Below are 14,497 nucleotides of genomic sequence, written 5' to 3' on the forward strand. Positions count from 1 at the left end.
CCGGGCGACGTCTGATCGTGCCGTTAGCTGCGTGGCCCCAGGAAAAGCCGGTAGGAAGGAGCGGACGTGAGCTCCTCGTGCGGATAGCCCACTCTCTCCAGAACACGGTGGAAATCGTCCTCGTCTGGGCCGGGCGCCTGCAGGCCAACCAACACCCGGCCATAGTCGGCGCCTTGGTTGCGGTAGTGGAACATCGTGATGTTCCAGTTGGGCGGCAATGACGAGAGAAATTGCATCAAGGCACCCGGACGCTCCGGAAAGACGAACTGCAGCACACGCTCGCCCGCAGCGACCGGCGAGCGCCCGCCCACCATGTGCCGCATGTGCTCCTTGGCCAGTTCATCGTGCGTCAGATCTTGGGCGGAGAAGCCAGCCTGCGTCAGGACTTCCGCAACGCGTGCCGTTTCCCCTGCGGAGTGGATCGTCAGCCCGACCAGCACCGAGGCATTCTCGGCGTCGCATACACGGTACTTGAGTTCCGTGATGCTGCGGGCGGGCCCGGACAGGGCGTCGATGGTCTTGCACAGACGCAACAGGCTTCCAGGTGATTCGGGAAGCGTGACCGCGAGCAGGCCCTCCCGCTCTTCACCGATCTCCGCCCGTTCCGCAACGAACCGGAGCCTGTCGAAGTTCATGTTGGCGCCGCTGAGAATGGCTACATACGTCTCTCCGCGCGTCTTTCGCTGCTTGACGTACTGCTTCACGGCGGCCACTGCCAGCGCCCCGGCCGGTTCCACGATGCTGCGAGTGTCGGTGAATACATCCTTGATCGCCGCACAGATGGAGTCCGTATCCACCGTGACATAGTCGTCCACAAGGCTGCTGGCGATGCGAAAGGTCTCCGCACCCACCTGCTTCACGGCCGTTCCATCCGAGAACAAGCCCACGTCGCCCAGTGTGACGCGTTTGCGAGCTAGAGCCGATCGCGCCATGGCATCCGAGTCGATGGTCTGCACCCCGATCACTTGAACCTCCGGGCGGACCGCCTTGACGTACGCAGCGACGCCAGCGATCAACCCGCCGCCGCCGACTGGCACGAACACGGCTTGCAGCGGCGCCTGATGCTGCATCAGGATCTCCATCCCTACCGTGCCTTGCCCGGCGATCACATCGGGGTCGTCGAACGGATGCACAAACGTCAACCCGTCTGCCTCCTGCAGTTCCAGGGCATGAGCGTATGCCTCGGAGTAGCTCTCCCCGTGCAGCACCACGGTGCCCCCCAGTCCCTTGACCGCCTCGATCTTGACTCGTGGCGCGGTAACAGGCATGACGATGACTGCAGTCGCGCCCAAGCGCCGCGCGGCAAGTGCGACACCTTGAGCATGGTTACCCGCAGAAGCACAGATCACCCCGCGACGCATCTCCTCGGGCGACAACTGTGCGATCTTGTTGTAGGCGCCGCGGAGCTTGAAGCTGAACACGGCCTGCTGGTCTTCGCGTTTCAGGAAAACCTGATTGCCGAGCCGACTCGACAACTCTCTGGCAGGCTGCAAAGGGGTTTCCACGGCCACGTCGTACACACGGGCCGTGAGGATCCTCTTCAGGTATTCGTCGAGCTCGAGCATAAGGTGACGGCGTTCTCACGGACGAAGTTGCGGCGGCGAAGCATGTCGCAAGAGGCGGGAACTCCGTCGGAGGACGCCTGCCAGGGCTAGTCTGCGTAGAGGCGCCCGATCGAGCTCTGGAACTTCTTGATGCCGGCAAGCTTCTGCATGTGCCATGCCAGGGCATGATTGCTTGAAGTCGCGGGCTTGCCCGTGAGGCGCTCGATGATCGGAATGGCACTGAAGGTCGGCAGCGTGGTGCATGAGATGAAGACACCATCGACGTCCGGCTTCGCTCCACCGCCCGCATGGACGGCGGCCTCGACCACGCTGTTCGTGGAAATAGCGCCCACCTTCAGGTCATCGGGCTCTTCGAACGAGACCACGGAGTCCACGTCCAGCCCGCGGGCGCGCAGTCCGTCCACGATCTTCCGGTTCACCGCGCTCTCGTAGGGGGTGACCAGCTTGATCTTCTTCATGCCCAGCGACCTGCATGCCGCAATGCAAGCAGTAACCGGTTCGGTTACCTGCACGCCTGGATGAGCTTGGCGGATGATGCTTGCGACCCGTTGCTCTCCCAGGAGCATCGTGGCCGACGTGCAGCCGTAGGCCACCACATGCGGCTTGAACTCGGCAGGGATCAAGGCCGCCGTCGGCTGCAGCAGGTCCGACATGGCTTCCAAGGTCGCAGCGGAGATCTCGAACTCGTTGAAGATGCGACTGTGGTACAGGGAAACGGGTTGCGAGGTTGGAAGGCTTGATCTCACCTCGCCCTCGATGGTGCGGTCCGTGCGTAGCACGATCAGCGCCAGGCGGCGTGCCTCTGTGTCATCTTGAGCAAGTTCGTAGCCAATTCGAGTCTGAAGCATAAGCTGTTCCCTTCGTGATCCAAGAAGCGTAGGCATCGAAGGTCTCCTGCTGCATGCCACTTCACGCCGGTTTCTCAGACCAGTTAAGTAGCAGTCGACGCGCCTTGGCCCCAGACCACTTCGAGTCGGTCGATGGCCGCCTTCATCTGAACCTCGTTGCTCGAAGCGAAGCCAAACTGGAACCCACATTGCGGTTCCACATGGACGAAGTACTGAGACAGGGGCGGACAGACGATATTCGCATTGCGAGCACGGCGTGAGAGGGCCACGTCGTCCATCGGGCGCTTCGCGACCGCCGCGAGGTTCAGTCCAGCCGGATCCGAGATGACCGACAGCATCAGTCCCATCCTCTGGGAGATCAGCTCGCACAGCAGCGAGTGGCGTGCTGCGTAGATCTCTCGCAACCGGCGGATGTGCGAGTAAAAAGCTCCCCGTTCGATGAACTGGAGCATGGCAGCCTGGATCACGCCCGGAGGACAGCCGTCCGACCAGGTTCGGATACTCAGGAAAACATCAACGAGTTCTTCCGGGACGACGAGGTAACCCAGCCTCAAGGACGGGAACATGATCTTGTTGAACGTTCCAGCGTAGACCACCCGGCTGTACTCGTCAGACCCCTGCAGGGAAGGCAAAGGCTTGCCGTCATACCGAAACTCGCTGCTGTAGTCGTCTTCGAAGATGAAGCAGGATGTCCGGCGCGCCCACTCGAGGAGTGCCCGGCGGCGCGCGAGGCTCATGGTTCTACCCATCGGATACTGGTGCGACGGGGTGGTGTAGAGCAGCTTGGCGCCGCCGTTGTCGTTCGGCACCATGACACCTTCTTCATCTAACGGGATCCCCCTCAGATTCAATCCTGCGGACAGCATGGCATTCCTGGCGCCAAGGAAGCCCGGATCCTCAATTAACACTTGGTCACCCGGCTGCGTCAGCACGCGCAAGGTGAGATCGAACGCGTGCTGAGCACCAGAGACAATGATGATCTGGTCCGCCGTGCAACGTACCCCACGTGCACTCGCCAGGTAGCCAGCAAGTGCCTCGCGAAGCGGCCTGTAGCCGGCCGGGTCGCGAGTTTCCAGCATGGCCGCCGTCGCGTGCTTCCAGGACTTTGCACAGAAGTCGCTCCAGGAGTGATAGGGGAACTGATCGATAGCCGGCATCCCTGGAGCGAAAGGCGTAGCCACCGACAGGCTTTGCAAATCCATCAAACTGGTACTGCGCGAGACATGCTTTGGCAAGGTGTCCAGCAAGGCAACCTGCTGCTGGATGGCCACGGCGCCCGGCACCTGGCTGCGTTTGAGCGAGCTTGGCGCGGGCGCGGCACTCCCGGTCAACAAGTCGGCTGATCGCTCGCGCACTCTCGAACCAGAGCCGACGCGGGTCTCGACGAATCCCTCCGCGCTGAGCCTAGCGATGACACTGAGCGCAGTGGCCCTGCCGATGTCGAGCGTTCGGGCGAGCTCGCGCGTCGACGGCAGGAGGTCGCCTGATCTCAGGCCGCCGGTGACGATCAGGTGTTCAATCCCGGTGGCAACCTGGTCCACCACGGTCACCGGGCTTTGCCGGTTGATCACCAGGAACTCAAGCAGGCGTGCCCTGGATGCCCGCGCTCGCCGTCGCCGGGGCTTGGGCTGTGCCCCGAAGTGGTTCGATTCATCTATTGGAAGTGGCCCGTCCATCGCGCTGTTCACCGTCAAGAATGCGCCAAGAAGCCCCGGCATGGAGCCGAGTATGGCCCGCTGAAGATGCATTCTGGCGGGCCACTTATATGACAGACGACGTTAAGTGGCTCGATGCGGGCGGATTCCGCTACGAGCCCTGCCGCAGCCCAAGGAGAAATGATGAGTGAAACCGCCTCCGTGGGGCCTGCCTTGACCGACCTGACGGCTTCCGAACTCGCCGATGGCCTGCGGCGCCGGTCGTTCTCTTGCCGCGAGCTGATGCAGACCACGGTCGATCGCATTCATGCGCTCAACCCCATCTTCAACACCATCGTAAACATGGCTCCGGTCGAGAAGCTATTGGCTGAAGCCGATGCCGCTGACGCCGACCTAGCCAGCGGCAAGGTGCGAGGCTGGCTGCATGGCATCCCCATGGCCGTTAAGGATTTCGCAGACGTCGTTGGCTTCCCCACCACGAAAGGTTGCGAGCTACTGGCCAGCAATATGCCGACGAGCGACTCCATCCTGACCGCACGCATGAAGGCCGCAGGCTGCATCGTGATCGGCAAGACGACGACGCCTGAGTTCGGGCTGGGCTCGCATACGTTCAGCACTCTGTGGGGTGTGACCCGCAATGCATGGGATCCGGCAGTGAGCGCCGGCGGCAGCAGCGGAGGTGCGGCCGTTTCCCTGGCGCAGCGCATGCTCCCGGTCGCGGACGGATCAGACGGTATGGGTTCTCTGCGGAACCCGGCAGGCTGGAACCACGTTTTCGGTATGCGCCCGTCGCAAGGAAGGGTACCCCAGGCTGGAATGTCGGACGTGTGGATCGACCTGCTCTCGAACGAGGGTCCCATGGGCCGTAGCATCCGCGATGTGGGGCGGCTTTTGACCACACAAAGCGGTTTCGATCCGCGCTCGCCGCTTTCCATGCAGATGCCTTTGGGCTGGAAGGAAAACGAGGCCGTCGATCCGGGCATTCTCAGCGGCATGCGCATAGGCTGGCTGGGCGACCTTGGCGGCCACCTCGCTATGGAAACCGGGGTGCTGGACGCCTGTCGCGGAGCGCTGCGTCACCTCGAAGCAGCGGGCGCCGTGGTCGAGGAGGTGCCATTGGGGTTCGATCCCAAGCAGCTGTGGGAATGCTGGCTGACTTGGCGCCGCGCAGGCGCGGGGCCACGTGTCGGGGCGCTCATGCAACTGCCAGGTGCCAAGGAAAAGATCAAGCCGGAGGCTCAGTGGGAGTACGAGTGCTCACGCGGCATGAGCTTCACCGATTTCCGTCAGGCAAGCCAGGTTCGCACGAATTACTACCAGCACATGCGCACCATGCTGGCTCAGTGGGACCTGCTCTTGCTGCCCTCCGCGCAGTGTTGGCCGTTTAACGCGGAGGAGCGCTGGCCCAAACAGATCGCGGGACGCGAGATGGACACCTACCACCGCTGGATGGAGGTCGCAATCTATGCCACCCTTGGCGGCTTGCCTGCCTTGGTGGTACCCGCCGGCTTCCATCCGAACGGCCGTTGGCCCATGGGCATCCAGCTGATCGGTCCGTATGCTGGTGACGCCAAGGTATTGCGTGCAGGAGCGGCTTACGAGCAGCTGCGCGCCGACTTTATTGCGCGGCGACCTGCCGAAGTGACGCCCTCGAACGTAGCTTAAGCCGGTCGCGCAGCTTGGTGGCGCAAGAAAAGTGGCCTGCAGCGAAGCCGAAAAGTGGCCTGATGCTGGCATTCAGGTCCGTCAAGAATGGCTTGTACGGGAGCATCTTTCGCCGCCGTTCAGGGCATCTAAGGCCCGCAATCCGAAGGAAAACAGATGAGTGACAGGTACGAAGTGACAGACCGGACGACGCTAACCCGTCGCCCTCACCGTGGGATCTACGACAAGGATGCTATTCGGGCAATTCTTGACGAAGGGTTCATGTGCAATGTGGCCTACGTCCACGAAGGGGCGCCCCGCGTGTTGCCGACTGGCTATGGCCGGATTGGTGACTACATCTACATTCACGGCTCCAACCAGAGCACCATGCTCAGCGCGGCGCTGAGTGGGGAGGTGTGCGTCCTCGTCACTCATGTGGATGGCCTGGTTTTGGCACGTTCGCTCTACAACCACTCCGTTAACTACCGTTCCGTGGTGGTGTTCGGGCGTCCAGAAGAAGTGAAGGATCCACAGGAGAAACTCGCCTCCTTCGAGGCCTACGCGCGCCACGTCCTGAAAGGCCGTTTTGCCGATGTGAGGCCTCCGAACTCCAAGGAATTGAACAGCACGACGGTGATGCGCATTCCCGTTGCCGAGGCTGTGGCAAAGATGCGGTCGGGTCCGCCAACGGATTTCGAGTTCGATCTGGACCGCGATTGCTGGGCCGGCGAACTGCTGATTAAGCAGGTCTTCGCGGGTGCCATCCGCGATCCCCAAGGTCGGCAGGACGTCCCGGTGCCGCGGTACATCGAGGGGTACGAGAAGCTGCCCAGCGTGGAACGGCAGGAGGTCGAGAACAATCCGGACGCATGACGCTCCGATAGCACACTCCGCCCGGCCAAGCGGCAGCGCGCCACTGGCGCCCTGGGCTCAACTGATACAAGAACAAGAGTCGACATGAGCAGCAAAGGAATGGTGAGCTGTCCGCAGCCTGAAGCGGCCGAGTCGGGCGTCGAGATCCTGCGGGCAGGCGGGAGCGCGGTCGACGCGGCAGTCGCCTGCGCCCTTGTGCAAACCGTGGTGGATCCGCTGATGTGCAGCATCGGCGGCTTCGGCACGGCCGCCGTACACCGCCCAGGAGCCGGCATTCACGAGTATGTGGACTTCCACGCTCCCGCGCCGCTTTGCGCTCGAGCAGACATGTGGGAGCACTTGCTGGAGGGTGAGACGCGCGACGGTTTTGGGTTCAGCATCAAGGGCCGCTTGAACGACATTGGCTACCAAGCCATCGCCGTTCCAGGAACGCTCAGCGGACTAGAGCGCTTGCACGCGCGGCATGGCCGCCTTCCGTGGCGCGAAGTGGTCGCACCTGCCATTGCATGGGCCCGGGACGGGTTCATGGTACGGCCTGCGATGTATGCGTTCTGGATCGACGAGCCGCTCGCTGGTCGAGCAAGCAACAGAGAGCGGCTCCTGTACTCGGCCTCCGGTCGGGAACTTTTCTGCCGGCCGGACGGCACTCCCAAGACCATCGGCACACCGCTGCGAAACCCGGACTACGCGAACACGCTGGAAACGATCGCGCGTGATGGAGCAGTGTCCTTCTACCGCGGTGAACTCGCCCATCGTATGGTGGAGGACCTGGCTGCCCACGGCGGCCTGCTGTCTTTGCAAGATCTCGCGACCTACGCACCAAGCGAGAACGCTCCACTGGTAGGAAGCTACAGGGACCGACGCATCACCACCAACCAGCCTCCTGGTGGCGGCGCGATGCTGCTCCAGATGCTCAACATCTTGGAGCAGTTCGACCTGACGGCGCTCGGGCACAACACGCCGGAATACATCCGCATCGTGTGTGAGGCCATGAAGCGCGCCACCATCGACAAGGACCGGCATCTCGGTGACCCGGCATTTCTAGAGGTGCCGCTGGATCGCCTGCTCTCCAAGGCCTACGCGGCGCAGGCTGCTGCCGCCATCAATGCCGGCGAGAAGGCCGACGTGCCCCGTCTTAACTTGGGGGCCCCTGTTCCAAAGGACACGACGCACCTGTCCGTGGTGGATGGAGAACGCAATTGTGCTGCCATCACGCATTCGCTCGCGATGCCGTCCGGTGTGATGACGCCCGGCCTTGGCTTCATGTACAACGGCTGCATGGGCGTGTTCGACCCACGACCAGGCAGAACGGGCAGCATCGCACCCGGAAAGGCAAGGTTCACCTCGGCCTGTCCCACCATCGTGTTCCGCGGAGACGATCCCGAAATTGTGCTTGGCGCGCCGGGCGGAACGCAGATTGCGATGGGCGTGCTGCAGGCGATCCTGAACGTTGCGGATCATGGGATGAGCATGCAAGAGGCCGTGTCTGCTCCGCGCTTCTCGTCCACGAGCAACATCATCGATATTTCGAATCGCATTCCACGCTCCGTGTCCCGGCAGCTTGAGCGTCTGGGCTACGAAGTGGTTCGGAATCCGTTCGGGTACACGATTGCTTCTGTGCACGGGATCCGCATCAACGGCGAACGGCTCGAGGGTGGGGTCGACCCTGGCCGCGACGGCGTGGCTTACGAGGCTTGATCGTCAGGCGGCCTGATTCCACCTTCATTACTGGAGATACCCCATGACCGATTGGACGAGCTATCAAAACGGCAGTGCACCCCTCGATGCGGAGACTGCACAGAATTGGCTGAATCAAGTGGTGGCGACCTGCAGCACCTTGGATCCTGAACTCATTCTAGATATGTTCACGGATGACGTTATCGCCGACCTCGGCCCAGTCACCCTCACCGGGAAAGAGCAACTGCGTCCGATCATCCGTGAGCGGTATTCGAGATACACCCACTACGACCTTCGCAAGACTGTTCGCGCAGTCGCCGGAGACCTCGTTATCTCTGACGCGCGATTGCGCTGGAAGTCCCTTGAACACTCAACGCTGCAGCACACTCGAGCCATCGAGATTCTTCAAGTCCGCGATGGCCGAATTGCCCGCTGGGACAATGCGGGTGCGTCGTGGTCTGCCACTGAGGGTTGAGGGTGTTTGCCTGGCACCTGACGACGCAGTTGCGTGAACTTGCACACGGGTGCCCTCCTCTGACTGTGCGGCTTGAGAAAGCCCGGACCTGCGTGTCCTGCCGGGCGCATCGGCGCGCGGCCCCCTTTGCCCCTCGATAAGTAGTTCATCCGGAAACCCGCAACTGGTCTGTCCCTTTCCTACAAAGTGGCGCGCGGGACAGAAATCGTTCTGACTAGATTAGGGTTTTCGCCACCTAGGACGCTACTATGTCTTTCCGCAATCTCGCATTCGGCGCCGTGCTGGCGGCCATCCTTCTGCCGGCTTCCGCACAGACCGAGAAGTTCCCATCCCGACCGATCAGGCTGGTCGTGCCTTGGAGCCCAGGGGGCAACACGGACGGTATTGCACGGCTGATGGCCTTGAAGCTTTCGGCGCGATTAAACCAACAGGTGGTGGTCGACAACAAGCCCGGCGCAAACGGAATCGTCGGCACGACGGCCGTCGCTCGTGCGCAGCCTGACGGCTATACCCTCCTGTTGGCACTGCCGGAGACAAACGTGCTGAACCCGATGGTATACAAAAACATCAGCTATACCTCGAAGGATCTCGACCCAGTGGCATTCATGGGCGTTATGCCCTTTGCGCTCGTTGCCAACCCGAGCTCGAAGGCGGCCACCGTCCCTGATCTCGTTCGCGTGGCAAAACAACAGCCCGGCTCAGTGTCGGCAGCAAGTTGGGGGATTGGAAGCACTGCGCACGCCGCTATCGCATTGATGGAGCAGACCGCACGCGTGGAACTCCTGCACGTTCCCTTTCCGGGAACCGCTCCTGCAATGGCCCAAGTGTTCAGTGGACAGATCGATCTCATGTTTTTGTCAGCGCTGAGTGCCGTTGAATTCGAAAAATCGGGCAAGGTGAAGGTACTAGGAGTCACCGTGGATAAGCGGATGGATTCTTTCCCTGACGTCCCAACGCTTGCGGAACAGGGCCTCCCTGGAGTCGACGTCTCACTCTGGTATGGCATCACGGCGCCCGCCAAGACGCCCTCTGCCATCAAGGATTACCTTTCGAAGGAAATCCTAGAAGTCCTTAAGGACCCCACGGTGCTGCAAGACCTGCGAGGCCGGGGCATGGTGGTCCAGCCCAAAAATGCCGACGAGTTCTCTCGCTTCATGACGGCCGAAGAAGGACGGTGGTCTGGCCTGATCAAGGCGAAGAACATTCGCATCGACAACTGAGGCCAATTAGCAAGATGATCGATTACCTACTCGTCGGCGGTCAGGTTGTCGCGAGCGAGGGCCAAGCGGAGCCCTTCGTAGGCACGGTGGCAATCGCAGGCGAACGAATCGTGTGGGTGCAGCAAGGCATCGTCGACGCACCTGCGAGTCAGAGGATCGACTGTTCTGGCCTGATCGTTGCACCTGGGTTCATCGATATTCATACCCACTCGGATGCTGCGTTTCTTAAGGATTCAGGTGGCCAGAGTCAGATCACGCAAGGAGTCACGACCGAGATTGCCGGCAACTGCGGTCATAGCTGTGCACCTTGCGCCGACCCAATTTTGCTGAGGAAGCACCTTCTCGCGGTGCAAGATTCGACAGCGATCACCTGGAGGACGTTCGCCGAGTACCTCGACGTGCTACAGGCCACGCGTCCCGTATTGAACGTCGCTTCATACGTTGGCCACGGTACGGTTCGCCTTGCTGTTAAGGGAACAGCTAGTTCCGCAGCCGGTGCGGACGAACTCTCAGCGATGGGGAAGTATCTGCGCCAAGCTCTTGACGACGGCGCGATTGGTATCTCCACAGGGCTGGAGTACGCGCCAGGAATGCACGCGACCGCCGTGGAACTCTTGGAGGCAGGTGCGATTGCGGCGGAGTTCGACGTGGTGTACGCCAGTCACGTCCGCAACCGCGACTGGTTGATCGAAATGGGAGTCGGTGAAGCGCTCGGCATCGCTCGCACGACCCGGTCCAAACTCCAGCTGTCTCACATAGCTCCGAAATACGGCGCGCCGCAGGGCGCGGCGGATCGTCTGCTGCAGATGGTGCGCTGGGCGCGCGAGGATGGCACCGATGTCGGCTTCGATGTCATTCCCGATGAATGGGGGCCCACGAAAGTCATTGCGTCTCTCCCGACTTGGGCACTTGAGCTGCCAAGCGACGAACTGCGGTCCCTACTGCGACCCGGACCTTCCCGTGCGCGCTTGCAGGAGAACGCATTTCCCAACTGGAAGTTGCTCGCCGACCGCCGGTGGGACTGGCTGGTTCTCTACCATTGCGGAGCGAACCCGTCTTACATGGGGAAAACTATTCAGCAGATTGCCGTCGAGCGGCAATCCACGCCGTGGGATTGCATCTGCGACCTCCTCCTGGAAGAAGGCGCCGAGATGTCTCGCTTGATGTGGTGCGGACGGGTATCGAGCCAAGCTGACATTGATACGTTGATCCGGCAGCCCGACTGCATGGTGATTTCCGATGGCGTGTCCGTCAGTGAAGTGGGCGCTTTGAAAGACCTGCGGTTCTCGCCGATCGCCTTCTCGTGGGCAGCGTCGTTCCTTCAGAACTACGTGAGAGATCAGCGCGTCCTGGATATTGTCGAGGCGGTAGGGCGACTGACCTGGACTCCCGCACGGCGTTTCCGGCTGGAGCATCGGGGAGAACTCCGGGCTGGATACTACGCGGACCTAGCAGTCTTCGATCTCGATCGAATCCACTGTCACTCCACGTTGGAAAACCCGAACGTCAAGTCGACGGGTGTGACTCACGTTTTTGTCAACGGAACTGCCGTGATGCGCGACGCTTTGATAACCGAGGCACGACCGGGCAAGGTCCTGCGGCGCGGAGCGTAAGCAGCGCCCACACCATGGGCATCGCGAGAGCGTTGCGCTTCTTTCTGCGAATGGGGCGTTTCGCCCCGCCGACCTAGGGCGCCTGAGCGAATGTCATGGCACAGCTGCAGCTTGAACTGCGCAGAGTGCCTGCGATACGGCCCTCTTGAGGACATGGACCTTCTCCTTCCATGAAGGCCCAGCCAGCGTATCAGTTCATCTTTCCGCAGTGGTCCAGTCGATGGGGTTCACTCCATAGCCAGGTCAATTTCGGTGGCAACCAACAGTCTCGGACATTAATGGCAAAGAACACGTGCATCCGGAGTGTTTACGACTGTATTGCCACGTTTGCGACTCTATTTGCACGTTTACGACTTTATTGGGTGAGAACACGCGTGCGCTCCCGGCGCGCCCTCTACTCCACCGTCACACTCTTCGCCAGATTCCGAGGCTTGTCCACATCCGTCCCCCGCGCACAAGCCGTGTGATAGGCCAGCAGCTGCAGCGGCACCACATGCAGCATCGGCGACAGCGCCCCGTAGTGCTCGGGCATGCGGATCACGTGCAGATCCTCGCCGCTCTCGATGTGGGTGTCGCCGTCGGCCAGCACGTAGAGCACGCCGCCGCGCGCGCGCACTTCCTGCAGGTTGCTCTTGAGCTTTTCCAGGAGCGCATCGTTGGGCGCCACCGCAACCACCGGCATCTCGCTGGTCACCAGCGCCAGCGGGCCGTGCTTGAGCTCGCCGGCGGCGTAGGCCTCGGCGTGGATGTAGGTCACTTCCTTGAGCTTGAGCGCGCCCTCCAGCGCAATGGGGTAGTGCAGCCCGCGGCCGAGGAAGAGCGCGTTCTCCTTGCGCGCGAAGTCCTCGGCCCAGCTGATGATCTGCGGCTCCAGCGCCAGCACCGACTGAAGCGCGACGGGCAGGTGCCGCATCTCCTTCAGATAGCGCGCCTCGTCGGCTTCGCCGAGGCGCTCCTTGGCCTGCGCCAGTGCGAGCGTCAGCAGGAACAGGCCCGCCAGCTGCGTGGTGAAAGCCTTGGTGGAAGCCACGCCGATCTCGACGCCGGCACGCGTGATGTAGGCCAGCTTGCACTCGCGCACCATCGCGCTGGTCGCGACGTTGCAGATGGTCAGCGTGTGCTCCATGCCGAGCGAGCGCGCATGCTTGAGCGCGGCCAGCGTGTCGGCCGTTTCGCCCGACTGGCTGATGGTCACGACCAGGGTCTTCGGGTCGGGCACGGAGTCGCGATAGCGGTATTCGCTCGCGATCTCGACCTGGGTCGGGATCTTCGCGATGCCCTCCAGCCAGTACTTGGCGGTGCAGCCGCTGTAGTAGCTGGTGCCGCAGGCCAGGATCAGCACCTTGTCGATCTCCTTGAAGACGCGCCAGGCAGCAGCGCCCGGCGTGCCGTCCTGGCCGACGCCGTCGAAGAGCTCGGGCACGATGCCTTCGATGCCCTCCAGCGTGTCGGCGATGGCGCGCGGCTGCTCGAAGATTTCCTTCTGCATGTAGTGGCGGTACGGGCCCAGTTCGGCGGCGCCGCTGTGTGCAAGCACGGTGCGCACGGGCCGCTCGACGGGCTTGTGGGCCCGGTCCACGATCCAGTAGCGGCCGGGCTGGATGTCGACCAGGTCGCCCTCGTCGAGGTAGACGATCTGGTCAGTCACGCCGGCCAGCGCCATCGCATCGCTGGCCAGGAAGTTCTCGCCGCCCTCCTGCCCCACGCCGAGGATCAGCGGCGAGCCGGCGCGCGCGCCGACCACGCGGTGCGGCTCGTCGCGGCAGATCGCCGCGATCGCGTAGGCGCCCTGCAGCTGCAGCACGCTGGCCTTCAGTGCCTCGAACAGGTCGCCGTCGTAGTGGCTGTCGATCAGGTGGGCGATGACCTCGGTGTCGGTCTGGCTCGCGAAGACATAGCCCTTGGCCTGCAGCTTCGCGCGCAGCGCCTCGTGGTTTTCGATGATGCCGTTGTGCACCAGCGCCACGCGGCTGGGGCGGGTGGACTCGGCACCGGCGCCGGGGCCATGGCTGAAGTGCGGGTGCGCGTTGTGCACGGCGGGTGCGCCGTGCGTGGCCCAGCGCGTGTGGGCGATGCCGGTGCTGCCTTCGATGCGGTCGTCGCGCACCTGGGCCAGCAAGTCAGCCACCCGGGCGGTGGTGCGGGCGCGCTCGAGGCCGCCCGCATGCACGGCCACGCCGCAGGAGTCGTAGCCGCGGTATTCGAGGCGCTGCAAGCCCTGGACGAGGATGGGAACGATGTTGCGGCCGGAGACGGCGCCGACGATGCCACACATGGGATGAGCTCCTGCTGATGAAGTCCGAGGATGGTAGGCAGGCCGTTGTGAAATTTGCAGTCAAATTTCACCGTATTTTTCTTTCATATTTCATCATGGAAGACGTGAGCAAGAATATTTCACTACACTTGCTGTTATGAAATCCGCGGACATGGATACCGTCGACCTACAGCTGCTCGATGCGCTCCAGCAAGACGCCTCCCAGAGCAACCAGTCTTTGGCCGAGCGCTTCGGCCTGTCGCCCGCCACCTGCCTGCGGCGCGTGCGCCGGCTGCGCGAGGCGGGCTGGATCGCGCGCGAGGTCGCGCTTCTCGACCCCGAGCGCGTGGGCGCCCTGCTTACCGCGGTGATCGAGATTTCGCTGGACCGCCAGGATGCCGCGTCACTCGAGGCCTTCGAGGCGCGGGTGGTCGCCGACGAGGCGGTGCAGCAGTGCTACCGCGTCTCGCCCGGCCCGGACTTCGTGCTGATCGCCACCGTGCGCGACATGCCCGGCTACCAGGCGCTCGCACAGCGCCTGTTCACCACCGATGCCAATGTGCGCAACGTGAAGGCCTTCTTCAGCGTCAAGCGCGCGAAGTTCGATCCACGCGTGCCGCTGTCGCCGGCGTCCTAGTGGTCTGCGCCCGATAGCTGCACAAATAAAACTGCG

11 protein-coding genes are annotated in these 14,497 nt (G+C 62.5%); 7 read left to right on the forward strand and 4 right to left on the reverse strand.

Features of this window, described 5'->3' with window-relative positions:
* Positions 1 to 23: 23 nt before the first annotated feature.
* From ilvA to pdxR, 3 genes are all read right to left on the reverse strand, one after another.
* On the reverse strand, positions 24 to 1,565 hold the full coding sequence (gene ilvA / locus AC3A6X_RS12555; RefSeq protein WP_487842483.1) for a threonine ammonia-lyase, biosynthetic: 1,542 nt from the start codon (positions 1,563 to 1,565) through the stop codon (positions 24 to 26).
* 86 nt (positions 1,566 to 1,651) lie between these two features.
* Positions 1,652 to 2,449 (reverse strand): maleate cis-trans isomerase family protein, encoded by a 798-nt coding sequence (locus tag AC3A6X_RS12560; protein WP_487842484.1) that lies wholly within the window; start codon positions 2,447 to 2,449, stop codon positions 1,652 to 1,654.
* A 47-nt stretch (positions 2,450 to 2,496) separates the two neighbouring features.
* On the reverse strand, positions 2,497 to 3,984 hold the full coding sequence (gene pdxR / locus AC3A6X_RS12565) for a MocR-like pyridoxine biosynthesis transcription factor PdxR (RefSeq protein WP_487842485.1): 1,488 nt from the start codon (positions 3,982 to 3,984) through the stop codon (positions 2,497 to 2,499).
* A gap of 267 nt (positions 3,985 to 4,251) precedes the next feature.
* On the opposite strand from pdxR, the gene AC3A6X_RS12570 reads away from it, so the two are divergent.
* The 6 genes from AC3A6X_RS12570 to AC3A6X_RS12595 all read left to right on the forward strand — a co-directional run bounded on the left by AC3A6X_RS12570 (position 4,252) and on the right by AC3A6X_RS12595 (position 11,570).
* Positions 4,252 to 5,733, forward strand: coding sequence for an amidase (locus AC3A6X_RS12570; RefSeq protein WP_487842486.1), 1,482 nt, complete (start codon positions 4,252 to 4,254; stop codon positions 5,731 to 5,733).
* A 156-nt stretch (positions 5,734 to 5,889) separates the two neighbouring features.
* On the forward strand, positions 5,890 to 6,585 hold the full coding sequence (locus tag AC3A6X_RS12575) for a pyridoxamine 5'-phosphate oxidase family protein (RefSeq protein WP_487842487.1): 696 nt from the start codon (positions 5,890 to 5,892) through the stop codon (positions 6,583 to 6,585).
* Between the two features lie 84 nt (positions 6,586 to 6,669).
* Complete coding sequence (gene ggt, locus AC3A6X_RS12580; RefSeq protein ID WP_487842488.1) at positions 6,670 to 8,283, forward strand: gamma-glutamyltransferase; 1,614 nt, start codon at positions 6,670 to 6,672, stop codon at positions 8,281 to 8,283.
* 43 nt (positions 8,284 to 8,326) lie between these two features.
* A complete protein-coding gene (locus AC3A6X_RS12585; protein ID WP_487842489.1) occupies positions 8,327 to 8,737 on the forward strand; it encodes a nuclear transport factor 2 family protein in 411 nt (136 codons plus the stop codon).
* A gap of 248 nt (positions 8,738 to 8,985) precedes the next feature.
* Positions 8,986 to 9,957, forward strand: a complete 972-nt coding sequence (locus tag AC3A6X_RS12590) for a Bug family tripartite tricarboxylate transporter substrate binding protein (RefSeq protein ID WP_487842490.1) — start codon at positions 8,986 to 8,988, stop codon at positions 9,955 to 9,957.
* Positions 9,958 to 9,971: 14 nt separating this feature from the next.
* A complete protein-coding gene (locus AC3A6X_RS12595; protein ID WP_487842491.1) occupies positions 9,972 to 11,570 on the forward strand; it encodes an N-acyl-D-amino-acid deacylase family protein in 1,599 nt (532 codons plus the stop codon).
* A 394-nt stretch (positions 11,571 to 11,964) separates the two neighbouring features.
* Here AC3A6X_RS12595 and glmS read toward each other — a convergent pair whose 3' ends face one another.
* Positions 11,965 to 13,845 carry a glutamine--fructose-6-phosphate transaminase (isomerizing) gene (gene glmS / locus AC3A6X_RS12600; protein WP_487842492.1) on the reverse strand — a complete coding sequence of 627 codons (1,881 nt, stop codon included), beginning with the start codon at positions 13,843 to 13,845 and terminating at the stop codon, positions 11,965 to 11,967.
* 136 nt (positions 13,846 to 13,981) lie between these two features.
* Here glmS and AC3A6X_RS12605 point away from each other — a divergent pair, with 136 nt between their 5' ends.
* Positions 13,982 to 14,461, forward strand: coding sequence for an Lrp/AsnC family transcriptional regulator (locus tag AC3A6X_RS12605; RefSeq protein ID WP_487842493.1), 480 nt, complete (start codon positions 13,982 to 13,984; stop codon positions 14,459 to 14,461).
* Positions 14,462 to 14,497: the final 36 nt, after the last annotated feature.

The sequence above is a fragment of the Variovorax sp. Soil_C_12 genome (assembly GCF_057657375.1).